At 54.8% G+C, this 12405-nt stretch carries 11 protein-coding genes; 9 read left to right on the top strand and 2 right to left on the bottom strand.

Annotation, left to right across the window (positions count from 1 at the left end; translation table 11 throughout):
- Positions 1-27: 27 nt before the first annotated feature.
- From KDX31_15135 to KDX31_15095, 9 genes are read left to right on the top strand one after another with little or no spacing between them, the layout of a single operon-like run.
- Complete coding sequence (locus tag KDX31_15135) at positions 28-1551, top strand: sugar ABC transporter ATP-binding protein (GenBank protein ID UTW02669.1); 1524 nt, start codon at positions 28-30, stop codon at positions 1549-1551.
- 33 nt (positions 1552-1584) lie between these two features.
- Positions 1585-2790 (top strand): sugar ABC transporter permease, encoded by a 1206-nt coding sequence (locus KDX31_15130; protein UTW05410.1) that lies wholly within the window; start codon positions 1585-1587, stop codon positions 2788-2790.
- Positions 2791-2802: 12 nt separating this feature from the next.
- A complete protein-coding gene (locus tag KDX31_15125; protein UTW02668.1) occupies positions 2803-3774 on the top strand; it encodes a GguC protein in 972 nt (323 codons plus the stop codon).
- Positions 3771-4544 carry an SDR family oxidoreductase gene (locus tag KDX31_15120; protein ID UTW02667.1) on the top strand — a complete coding sequence of 258 codons (774 nt, stop codon included), beginning with the start codon at positions 3771-3773 and terminating at the stop codon, positions 4542-4544. The genes KDX31_15125 and KDX31_15120 overlap by 4 nt, the downstream gene beginning before the upstream one ends.
- On the top strand, positions 4541-6286 hold the full coding sequence (locus tag KDX31_15115) for a dihydroxy-acid dehydratase (GenBank protein UTW02666.1): 1746 nt from the start codon (positions 4541-4543) through the stop codon (positions 6284-6286). Before KDX31_15120 ends, KDX31_15115 begins: the two co-directional genes overlap by 4 nt.
- Positions 6287-6319: 33 nt before the next feature.
- On the top strand, positions 6320-7834 hold the full coding sequence (locus KDX31_15110; GenBank protein UTW02665.1) for an aldehyde dehydrogenase (NADP(+)): 1515 nt from the start codon (positions 6320-6322) through the stop codon (positions 7832-7834).
- A 3-nt stretch (positions 7835-7837) separates the two neighbouring features.
- Positions 7838-8755 carry a 2-dehydro-3-deoxygalactonokinase gene (locus KDX31_15105; protein UTW02664.1) on the top strand — a complete coding sequence of 306 codons (918 nt, stop codon included), beginning with the start codon at positions 7838-7840 and terminating at the stop codon, positions 8753-8755.
- Positions 8756-8779: 24 nt separating this feature from the next.
- A complete protein-coding gene (locus tag KDX31_15100) occupies positions 8780-9391 on the top strand; it encodes a 2-dehydro-3-deoxy-6-phosphogalactonate aldolase (GenBank protein ID UTW02663.1) in 612 nt (203 codons plus the stop codon).
- 7 nt (positions 9392-9398) lie between these two features.
- A complete protein-coding gene (locus KDX31_15095; GenBank protein UTW05409.1) occupies positions 9399-10262 on the top strand; it encodes an SMP-30/gluconolactonase/LRE family protein in 864 nt (287 codons plus the stop codon).
- 73 nt (positions 10263-10335) lie between these two features.
- Here KDX31_15095 and KDX31_15090 read toward each other — a convergent pair whose 3' ends face one another.
- A complete protein-coding gene (locus KDX31_15090) occupies positions 10336-11349 on the bottom strand; it encodes a galactose mutarotase (protein UTW02662.1) in 1014 nt (337 codons plus the stop codon).
- A 221-nt stretch (positions 11350-11570) separates the two neighbouring features.
- The gene (locus KDX31_15085) at positions 11571-12302 is read right to left on the bottom strand and encodes a sulfite exporter TauE/SafE family protein (protein UTW05408.1); all 732 of its coding nucleotides are present in this window, start codon (positions 12300-12302) and stop codon (positions 11571-11573) included.
- Between the last annotated feature and the right edge of the window lie 103 nt (positions 12303-12405).

Below are 12405 nucleotides of genomic sequence, written 5' to 3'. Positions count from 1 at the left end.
GCAGGTCCGCGAGTCAGGACATGTAATATGCAAGATATTATTCTGGAGATGCGCGGCATCACCAAAACCTTTCCCGGTGTTAAAGCGTTAGACAACGTTAGTCTGAAAGTCAGACGCGGCGAAATTCATGCCCTGTGTGGTGAAAATGGTGCCGGTAAGTCGACTCTGATGAAGGTTCTTAGTGGCGTCTATCCCCATGGCAGTTACGAGGGCGAGATTCACTATGAAGGCCAGACCATGGCATTCAAAGGAATCGAAGACAGCGAGAGTAACGGGATTATCATTATTCATCAGGAGCTGGCGCTGGTGCCCTTGCTATCGATTGCCGAGAACATCTTTCTGGGCAATGAGCTCGCTGAGAAGGGGGTCGTTGACTGGCCAAAAACCTATCAGCGGACCTTCGGGCTACTGGCCAAAGTAGGCCTGGATGCTCAACCCTCCACGCTGATTGAAAAGTTAGGTGTGGGTAAGCAGCAACTGGTGGAGATCGCGAAGGCGCTTTCTAAGAGTGTGAAACTGCTGATTCTGGATGAGCCAACTGCTGCGTTACAGGAAAATGACAGTCAGAAATTACTGGATCTGTTGCTTGAGTTTAAAGCTCAGGGGATTACCTCAATTCTGATTTCTCACAAGCTGAATGAGATTAGTCGGGTCGCAGATAGTATTACGGTCATCCGCGATGGTGCGGCAGTCTCGACGCTGGACTGTCGCAACCAGGATATCAGTGAGGCGGATATTATCCGCGATATGGTGGGTCGTGATATGGCGCACCGTTACCCCCACAGATCACCGAATATTGGTGCGCCCTTGTTAGACGTTTCCGACTGGAATGTCTGGCATCCGGAATCCATTGACCGGCAGATGATTAAAAATATCAATCTGCGCGTCTCTGAAGGCGAGATTGTCGGTATTGCAGGCCTGATGGGATCGGGCCGCACAGAGTTTGCTATGAGCCTGTTTGGGCAGAGCTATGGACGGAATATTTCCGGCAAGGTGCACCTGCGAGGTAAAGAGATCGATGTCTCTGATGTACGCCATGCGGTGAATAACCGGATTGCATATGTCACTGAAGATCGCAAAGAGCTGGGGCTGGTGCTGGACGAAACGATCCTTAAGAACACCACGCTGGCAAACCTGCACGGCGTATCACATCACACTGTCATAGATGACACCCGGGAACGCTGTGTGGCTGAGGATTACCGTAAAGCGCTAAATATACGTACCCCCAGTGTTTTCCAGAAAGTCGTTAATCTGTCAGGTGGAAACCAACAGAAGGTGGTGCTGAGTAAGTGGCTGTTTGCCCAGCCAGAGGTGCTGATACTTGATGAGCCAACCCGGGGTATCGATGTCGGTGCCAAGTTTGAAATTTACAGCATTATCAATCAGCTGGCCGATGAGGGGAAAGGGGTCATTATGATCTCCTCTGAGATGCCTGAGCTGCTGGGTATGTGTGATCGTATCTACGTGATGAATGAGGGCGCGTTCGCTGGTGAATTGGTGGGGCACGAAGCCAGCCAGGAAAAGATCATGTCGATGATCGTGAATACGTGAGTGGAGAGAATAATAATGCAACCGGTAAAAACAATGATTGAAGAGGCAGGCCCGATTGCCCGCGAGCCTCAGGATAAACCCTCAGTGAAGTCCTATCTTGCAGGACATCTGAGAGACTATGGCATGCTGGCTGCGTTGGTTGTCATTATGGCGTTGTTTGAATTTCTGACGGACGGCACTCTGATGCGTCCGGCCAATCTGACCAACCTGTTCCTGCAGAACAGCTACATTATTATCATGGCAATCGGTATGTTGCTGGTGATCGTGGCCGGTCATATCGATCTGTCAGTCGGGTCGGTGGTCGGTTTTATCGGTGCCCTCGCTGCCGTGATGATGGTGAATCTGGATCTGCCGATGTTTATCGTGGTGCCGGTCTGTCTGATTTGTGGCACGCTGATCGGTGCCGCACAGGGCTACTGGGTCGCCTACTGGAAGATCCCTGCATTCATCGTCACTCTGGCGGGGATGCTGGTATTCCGGGGGCTGACACTGGCGCTGCTGGAAGGTCAGTCCGTGGGGCCTTTCCCGAAAAACTTTCAGCTGCTGAGTACCGGTTTTATTCCGGATCTCTTTGGTGTTGACCGGCCCAACGTAACGGCTGTTGCACTGGGTGTTATCGCTGCCGCAGCGATTGTTTTTCTGGCTGCCCGCAGCCGGGCTCGGGCGATGAAATTTGGCATTGAAGATGAGCCGTTTGCGTTCTTCGTGGTACGTAACCTGCTGATTGCCGGATCGATTATCTATATCTCCTGGCTGCTCTCAACCTATCGCGGCTTGCCGAATGTACTGATTACCATGGCGGTACTGATCTCGGCGTATACCTTCCTCACCAACAGAACGACTATCGGCCGGCGCATTTACGCGCTGGGGGGTAACGAGAAAGCGGCCAAGCTGTCGGGTATCCGTACCGAGCGTCTGACCTTCCTTACCTTTGCCAATATGGGCTTTCTGGCTGCGCTAGCGGGGCTGATCTTTGCCGCCCGCCTGAATACGGCCACGCCAAAAGCGGGCTTTGCATTTGAGCTTGATGTCATCGCCGCAGTCTTTATTGGCGGAGCATCGATGTCAGGAGGTGTCGGTAAAGTGATCGGTGCCGTAGTCGGAGCCCTGATTATGGGGGTGATGAACAACGGCATGTCGATACTGGGTATCGGTATCGACTGGCAACAGGTGATCAAAGGGCTGGTACTGCTGGCGGCTGTGATCTTCGACGTATACAACAAAACCAAGCATCGTTAACAGGAGGGAGTTATGTATCTGTCTCAATTGAAGGATGGCGGTGTGCTTTGCCGTGAATCGGCTACAGCCTACCGGGTTAATGATGCCGAAACGACCTATGCACTGGCTCAGGAAGCGATCAGTTCCGGGCTGGATATGAGGTCTGTTATCGACCGTCACGGGCTGGGTGAGCCTGTCGATCTGGCAGCCTTGGCGGCTGCCGGTATGCTGGACTGCCCGATCCGTCATCCGGATTCAGCACATATGTTTCTCACCGGAACCGGTCTGACCCACCTGGGTTCAGCATCGGCCCGGGATGCAATGCACAGTTCTGAAAGCAGTGATGGTCTGAGTGATTCAATGAAAATGTTCCGCATGGGCATCGAAGGTGGCAAACCCGCCCCCGGTGATGTGGGCGTGCAGCCGGAGTGGTTTTATAAAGGCACCGGGTCTGCTGCGGTAGCCCCGGGTGATGACCTGGTTTCGCCGGACTTTGCCCTGGATGGCAGCGAGGAACCTGAGATCGCCGGTATCTATGTTATCGGTGCAGACCGGGTGCCTTACCGGATCGGTTTTGCCGTGGCCAATGAGTTTTCCGACCATGTGACTGAACGGATTAACTATCTGTATCTGGCTCATTCGAAACTGCGTCAGGCGTCATTTGGGCCTGAAATTCTGCTCGGTGAGCTGCCCCAGGATATTCGCGGAACCTCGCGAATTATGCGTGGTGAAGCGGTGGTGTGGGAGAAAGAGTTTCTCTCCGGTGAAGACAATATGTCGCACACCTTCGCGAATCTGGAGCATCACCATTTTAAATATCAGCTGTTCTGTGAACCGGGTGATCTGCATGTGCATATGTTTGGCACGGCGACATTATCGTTTGCGGATAATATCCGGGTCTTACCCGGTGATGTGATTGAAGTTGATGCCCCACAACTGGGGATGGCGCTGCGAAATACCGTGGCTCAGGAGGCGCCTCGTCAGTCTGAGGTGAGAGTATTATGAGTGTCCTGAACAGCAGCGCGATCTATCCCGATCTGCAGGGGCGCACTGTGCTGATATCGGGCGGGGCGTCTGGAATCGGTCAGGCCCTGGTTGAAGCCTTTGCCGCGCAGGGGGCGAATACCGCGTTTGTTGATATTGCCGTAGAGGCCGGAATCGCACTCGAAAAGACGCTTAAGTCTGAGGGACACAGCGTTTCATTTAAGCCCTGTGATATCACAGATATTCGCGAGTATCAGTTGACCATTCGTGAATTTGCCGATCAGCTGGGTCCGATTACGGTGCTGCTTAACAATGCCGCCAATGATGTGCGCCACTCTCTGGACTCCCTGACTAGCGAACGCTTTGATGAGCTGATTACGGTTAATCTGAAACACCAGATGTTCGCCGCCCAGGCGGTAGAGCCGATGATGCGTCAGTCCGGTGGAGGATCCATTATTAACTTTGGTTCCGTCGGCTGGATGATGGCAACAGCCGGTTATCCGGTCTATGCCGCCAGTAAAGCGGCCGTGCACGGGATGACCCGCTCGCTGGCCCGTGAACTGGGTGGTGCCGGTATCCGGGTGAATACCCTGGTGCCTGGCTGGGTGATGACGGAAAAACAGCTGCAGATGTGGGTTGATGATGAGGCGAAAGCGCTGATCAAGCGCAGCCAGTGTATGCCGGGTTCGGTACTGCCGGAACACATTGCGCAGATGGCCTTGTTTCTGGCGTCGGATGCGTCATCGATGTGTTCGGCACAAAACTTTATTGTTGACGGAGGCTGGGTATGAGTGAGTTTAAGGCGGCGAAGTGGCCGCGCAAACTGAGGTCGACAGAGTGGTTTGGTGGTACCAGTCGCGACCATATCTATCACCGCAGCTGGATGAAGAATCAGGGGCTGCCCGCGGATCTGTTTGATGGTCGTCCGGTTATCGGGATCTGTAATACCTGGTCTCAGCTGACCCCTTGTAATGCGCATCTGCGGGATCTGGCTGAGCGGGTCGCCCATGGTATTTACGAGGCCGGCGGGCTGCCGCTGGAGTTTCCGGTGTTTTCCACCGGTGAGAGTTCATTACGTCCTACTGCAATGATGTATCGCAATCTGGCGGCGATGGATGTTGAAGAAGCGCTGCGGGCGAATCCGCTTGATGGCGTGGTGTTATTGGCAGGTTGCGATAAAACTACCCCGGCGCTGCTGATGGGCGCTTCGAGTGTGGATATTCCGGCGATCGTCGTGTCCGGTGGGCCGATGCTGAACGGCTGGTTCCGTGGTGAGCGGGTGGGGTCGGGAACTGCGTTATGGCAGATGTCGGAAGATATCAAAGCCGGCAAAATGACCACCGACGATTTTCTTGAAGCGGAGCAGGCGATGTCCCGCTCATCCGGTGGTTGTAACACCATGGGGACCGCCAGCACGATGGCCAGTATGGCTGAGGCGCTAGGCATGGCGTTGTCTGGTAACGCGGCGATTCCTGCCGTGGATAGTCGTCGTCGGGTGATGGCGCATCTGACCGGGCGACGCATCGTGCAGATGGTAAAAGATGATTTGAAACCCTCCGATATTATGACCCGCCAGGCCTTTGAAAATGCAATCCGGGTAAACGGTGCCATCGGTGGCTCCACTAATGCCGTGATCCACCTGCTGGCCATTGCCGGACGACTCAATGTTGATCTTACGCTGGATGACTGGGACCGCCTGGGGCGGGAGATTCCCACCATCGTCAACCTGATGCCATCAGGTAAATATCTGATGGAGGAGTTTTTCTATGCCGGCGGTCTGCCGGTGGTGATCAAGGCACTGGGGGAGGGCGGTAAACTGCATAAAGACACCCTCACGGTTTCCGGAGACTCTATCTGGGAAGAGGTCAAAGATGTGCGTTGCTGGAACGATGATGTTATCCGTCCGGTCGATCAAGCACTGACGGCAAACGGCGGTATCGTGGTGCTGCGGGGTAATCTGGCACCCGGTGGTGCAGTGCTGAAACCCTCTGCGGCAACAGCCGAGCTGTTGCAACACCGGGGGAGGGCGGTGGTGTTTGAAAATATCGACGATTACAAAGCGCGCATCAATGATGAAAACCTGGATGTTGATGAAACCTGCATTCTGGTGATGAAAAACTGTGGCCCCAAGGGCTATCCCGGTATGGCCGAAGTTGGAAACATGGGCTTGCCGCCTAAAATTCTGCGCCAGGGGATTACCGATATGGTGCGCATCTCTGATGCCCGGATGTCGGGCACTGCTTACGGTACTGTGGTGCTGCATACGACTCCTGAAGCCGCCGCCGGTGGACCGCTGGCGATTGTACAGAATGGCGACATGATTGAGCTCGATGTGGAAAACCGCCGACTGCATCTGGATATCCCCGAGGTGGAATTTTCTCAGCGGATGGCCGCATGGACGTCAACCGTTGCTGTACCCCCAAGCGGTTATGCCCGATTGTTCTTCGAGCATGTACAGGGCGCTGATACTGGTGCGGATTTCGATTTTCTGAAGGGCTGTCGGGGTGCCGCGGTACCCAAAGACAGCCATTGATCTATGCAACAATATTTATGTAAGGAGTGCGTAATGCTGACGGGTAAACATCTGATCGACGGCCAATGGATAGCGGGCGATAGCCGCTTCGAATCGACTCCGGCCCATGGTCAGGCCTATTCATTTTCGGCAGGCACGGTCAAGGACGTTGAGCGGGCTGCTGAAGTTGCAGAGGCCGCCTTTGATTCTTTTGGCAATTCCAGCCGACAACAGCGGGCGGAATTCTTAAACCGTATCGCCGATGAGATCGATATCCGCGGCGATGCGATTACCGAGATTGGTTCGCAGGAAACCGGTCTGCCAGAGGCGCGAATGATTGGCGAGCGGGGACGTACCGTCGGCCAGTTACGGTTGTTTGCCAGCCATATACTGGCGGGTGATTATCTTGACCGTCATTACGATGCGGCCCTGCCAGACAGGCAGCCAATGCCTCGCCCTGATCTGTGGCTGATGCAGCGCCCGATAGGCCCGGTTGCGGTGTTTGGTGCATCCAACTTTCCGCTGGCATTCTCCGTGGCCGGTGGCGATACCGCATCGGCTCTGGCGGCGGGCTGTCCGGTGGTGGTTAAAGGTCATTCGGCCCATCCGGGTACTGGTGAGCTGGTGGCGCAGGCAGTCGATGCCGCCCGTCAGGCGGTCGGTTTTCATCCGGGCGTGTTTTCATTTATTCAGAGCGGCGACCGGGAAGCCGGTCAGGCACTGGTGCAGCATCCACTGATCAGGGCGGTTGGTTTTACCGGCAGCCTGGCCGGTGGCCGGGCGCTGTTTGATCTGTGTGTCGGACGAGCAGAACCGATCCCCTTTTTTGGTGAGCTGGGATCGGTCAATCCGATGTTTCTGTTACCTAATGCCGTTGCAGCCCGGGGCGATGTACTTGCTGCAGGCTGGGCAGCATCACTGACGATGGGAGCAGGACAGTTCTGTACTAATCCAGGGATTGCAGTAGTGATCGAAGGCACTGACGCGGATAATTTTATCAGGACCGCATCTGCCGCATTAAGCGAAATCGGTGCGCAAACCATGCTCACTGACGGTATCGCCGCAGCGTACCGTTCCGGCGTTGAGCAGATTAAACACGACGTTAACGTGCGCGAGCTAATTGGTAGTTCCTGCAGTAACCGGGATGCCAGCCCTTACCTGTTCGTTACCAGCGGAGATGCCTGGCTGGAAAATGAAGTGCTCAGTGAAGAGGTCTTTGGTCCTCTGGGGCTGGTGGTCACCGCCCGTAATTTCGAGCAGATGCTGGAAATTGCCCGATCCCTGAAGGGGCAATTGACCTGTACTCTGCACCTTGACAGTGCCGATAACGGCGACGGGCAGCGTCTGCTACCTGTACTTGAGCGTAAAGCGGGCCGGGTGCTGGCTAACGGCTTTCCGACCGGGGTAGAGGTATGTGACTCGATGGTGCATGGCGGACCCTATCCGGCGTCTACCAACTTTGGTGCGACCTCGGTCGGTACTATGGCGATTCGCCGTTTCCTGCGCCCGGTCTGTTATCAGAATCTGCCGCAGGAGCTGTTGCCGGCTGACCTGTCTGAGCTGAGCTGAGCGATGGCGGAAACGGACTGGATAGCAGTTGACTGGGGCAGCTCTCAGCTACGAGCCTGGGCGATGGGGGCCGATGGCTCGGTGCTGCAATGGGTCTCTGCTGAGCGGGGGATGCTGACGCTGGCGCCGGATCAGTTTGAGCCGGCGTTGCTGGAATTGATAGAACGCTGGCTGCCTGCCGCCGGAGTGGTGACGGTTATCGCCTGCGGCATGGTCGGTGCCCGACAGGGCTGGAGAGAAGCGCCGTATTGCCAGGTTCCCTGTGCGCCACTTTCGGCCCGGCAGTTTGTGATGATCCCTTCACACTCTGAACAGCTGAAAGTGTATCTTCTGCCTGGGTTATCTCAGGAACTACCGGCTGATGTAATGCGGGGAGAGGAGACTCAGATCGCCGGAGTGCTTGAGAGACAGCCTGAATTTAACGGTATCGTTTGTTTGCCGGGAACTCACTGTAAATGGGTTCGCGTTAATCAGGGCAAGGTGACAGGGTTTCAGACATTTATGACCGGTGAACTGTTTGCTTTGCTGGCGGAACACTCGGTGCTGAAACATGGAATGAACGATCCGCAGGCAGATACTTTATCGTCTTCACTTCCGGAGTTTCTCAGCGCCATGCGTTCAGCTTTTGAGCAGCCGGGACAGCTATCCGCAGCGCTTTTCTCGCTACGGGCGCAGGGGTTGTTGCAGGGGATGACTGCCGATGAAGCGCGTGCCCGTTTGTCGGGGCTGCTGATCGGAGCAGAGCTGGCCGCCAGTCAGATGTTCCGGGCGGATGAGCCGGTCATTATTGTCGGTGATTCCGGCGTTGCGGAACTCTATGCTGAAGCGCTACAGAGTCTGGGAATCACGCCGCAGCGATTAAACGCTGATGCGGTCACGCTGGCAGGCTTGAAAGCGGCCCGCAGTCTGCTTGGTATCTAATCAATATAATGTTGGAGATCTGCTATGAGTCGTAACCTGATCGCTATTCTCCGGGGAATACGTCCTGACGAGGCCGAGTCAGTCACCTCGGTGTTGATTGACGCGGGGATCACCGATATCGAGGTGACGCTGAACTCCCCGGAGCCCTTGGAAAGTATTGCTATTATGTCACATCAGTTCGCGGCAGATGCGCGCATCGGTGCGGGCACAGTACTGACGGTTGATGACGTTGAAAACGTAGCCGCTGCCGGTGGACAGTTTGTCGTTTCGCCTAACTGTAACTCTCAGGTTATTGCGGCAACCCGACGTCTTGAGATGGCTTCCTATCCCGGTGTTCTGACTGCCAGTGAATGTTTTATGGCATTGCAGGCCGGTGCTACTGCGCTGAAGGTCTTTCCAGCAGTGATAATGGGGTATGCAGGACTGCAGGCTATCCGGGCCGTATTGCCGCGAGGGGCACAGGTGTTTATGGTCGGCGGTGTTGATCAGCACAATTTTACCGACTGGATCTCCGCCGGGGCCGATGGCTTTGGCATTGGTTCGGCGCTGTATAAACCGGGTAAATCCCTTACGGATATTGCCCGGGATGCACAGGCAATGGTGAGTGCTTTTGATCGGATAAGCGGTCATGGGTAGTGCTGAGGTGCGGGTTTATGATGATCGGCCCTGCGAACTCGGTGAGGGGCTGCTCTGGCATCCTGAACGCCAACAGCTGTTCTGGTTTGATATTCTTAACTGCAAATTATTGACCCGGACGGCTCAGGGGTATCAGCATGAGTGGCGCTTTGATGAGTATGTGTCTGCCGCGGGCTGGATTGATCAATCCACTCTGTTAATTGCCGGTGAAACCGGGCTGTATCGGTTTGATCTGGATGGCGGCAAAACGGAGCGACTCTGTGATCTGGAGGCGGATAATCCACTGACCCGTTCGAATGATGGGCGGGCGGATCCCTGGGGAGGGTTCTGGGTCGGGACGATGGGCAAACATGCCGAGCCTGAGGCCGGAGCTATCTATCGTTTTTATCGCGGAGAAATTCGCCGCCTGATCACCACTGTTACCATTCCTAATGCGATCTGTTTTTCGCCCCAGGGAGAGTATGTTTATTTTGCCGATACAGCAGTCGGGGTCATATGGCGGCAGCGCCTGAATGCCGTTGACGGCTGGCCGGAGGGCGAACCTGAACTGTTTATCAACTGTGCCGAGCAGGGGTTAAACCCGGATGGTGCCGTTAGCGATATTCAGGGACGATTATGGAATGCACAGTGGGGGGCTTCACGAGTCACCTGCTATGACTGCCATGGCGCTATTGAATCGACAATAACCCTGCCCGCGTCACAAATTACCTGCCCGGCGTTTGGCGGACCGGATATGCGCACGCTGTTTGTCACCTCTGCCCGTGAGCTTCTTTCTGAGCTGGCTTTGGTCCAGCAGCCGGATGCCGGAAAGGTGTTCAGCATCCAGACTGATACCATCGGGCGGGAAGAGCCGCGGGTCCGGTTTATCTGAGTTTATCTATATCTAAGTGCAGGCTCGTCACCTTTATTAAATCATTGTATCAATGGCGACGCGGGCTTTATCCTCAGACGTACCCGAATTGCCACTGGATAATGTGTTGGTAGGTTTCGCCAGGCTGGAGCTGTGCAGAAGGAAAGTCGGGCCGGTTGGGGGCGTCGGGAAAGGTCTGGGGTTCCAGTGCAATACCCGCTGACGGGTGCAGCGGTGCTCCTTCACGACTGATCATCTCAGCTGAGAAATGCTGTGCCAGGTAAAACTGCAAGCCTGCCTCTGTTGATGCAATACTCAGACAGCGGCCGCTGGCCGGATCGCTTAGCCGGGCTATTGTGCGCAGTTCCCCCCGCTGACCGTTCAGACAGAAGTTATGATCGAACCCTTCACTCTCCGTTAGTTGTTCACTGATCATCGCCGCTGAGCGAAAATCGAAACGGGTATCATCAACTATTGCCCGGCCTGGCAGAGGAATCAGTTTTTCATCCACTGGCAAATAGGCGTCGGCATCGATTTGCAGGGTGTGTCCCGCAGCACTGCTATCCATCTCTCCGGACAGATTCCAGTATGCATGATGGGTGATATTCAGTACGGTGGCTTTTTCGCTGATGGCGCTGATCCTACAGGTCAGCGTATCTTCAGCTGAAAGCGTATACGTTACCCGCGTGGTGAGCTGGCCAGGATAGCCCTGGTCACCGTCAGGCAATGTCAGTGAAAACTGTAGCGAGTGACAGTCTGCTGCATCGGTATTCCAGATATATTTATCGAACCCCCGGTCACCGCCATGCAGGTGGTTAGCACCCTCATTCGCGCTTAAGCTTATTTTATCGCTTCCCTGCCGATACTCTGCATTAGCTATACGGTTGGCATAACGGCCACAAATAGCACCGATATAACTGTCCTGTTGCTGATAGTGTTCGATGGCTGACAGGCCGACAGCAATATTGGTTTCACTGCCATCCGGATTACGCAGATACAGCGCCATTAAACGCGCACCGTAGGAACAAAACTCTGCCCGGATCAGGTCATTTTGTAAGGTATAAAAATCACACTGGGGTGTGTCGCTGGTCAGCTCAGGAACAGTCATAACAGGGATCTTCTTATTGTTATTGGAATAATATACCGGTCGTTATCTGTGCAGATATTCATGCCGATACAGAGGGTTAAACAGAGACTGACAGTGTAACTGAACTGGCATGAAATCAGTGTTTTTTTTCGATGAAAATGCCCGCTAGAAGGTTGAAGCTTAGCCGCTTCGGGCTAGCATTGCTGGGATGTTGCAGTTTATAGTCGGGTTGGGGAGCAGGTCTATCCCAGCCAGCCGATCAGCCCTTTAATGGCAACCATTAATGCTGATGCGCCGGATACCGCCAACAGCAGTGGTTTGGCTGAGGTTGCGGTTAATTTCCCGTCGATCAGACGCGCCAGAAAAAATCCCAGAAACAACCCCGGCAACATTTTCAGACTGAGCTGGGCGGAATGCCAGTCGAGGCTTCCCTTGTATATCAGCATGAGAATAGATACCGGCGTACCGATCAGCAGGAATGCGGCGATCTCACTGCGGGCGGTAATCCGGTCCTGTTGCTGATAGACCAGAGCTATAGGTGGGCCTCCTACGGAGGTGGCGGTACCCATTAATCCGGAAAAGAAACCGGCGATTGTTAATGATGTGCCAGTGGTGGGGATGCTGAAACGCCACAGACTGAGCAGTACCGCCGTGAGTACGGAAAAACCAAAAAACAGACTCAGGGCATACTGAGGCAGGGCGACTAATAGCGCTGCACCGCACCAGGCTCCGGGAACCCTGGCAAATATTGCTGGCAGCACCCGTCGCCAGCGTAATGCCCGGCGTTCGCGTATCACCATCATCAGCGCCAGTCCAAAACCGACTAACAGAACCGGGCCGGGCACATACGCCGGGTCGATCAGATATAAAAGGGGGGCCGCCACCAGTCCATAGCCGATTCCCACCACGGTTTGCAGGGCGATACCACAGGTAACGATTAACACGGCCAGCAGTTCTGGCAGGGTGTAGAGCATGATTTTTGCGCTGTATGGAGGATGAGTGGGGTAGTATGCCAGTGGATTCAGAGAACGGGTATAAGCCGATTGAAAATAACCCGACAGCAGGTGGTGCAACCTG

It is taken from the genome of Amphritea atlantica, assembly GCA_024397875.1.
GTDB lineage: Bacteria > Pseudomonadota > Gammaproteobacteria > Pseudomonadales > Balneatricaceae > Amphritea > Amphritea atlantica_B.
The sequence above is the reverse complement of the archived record's forward strand: the minus strand, read 5'-3'. Positions and strand labels throughout refer to the sequence as shown.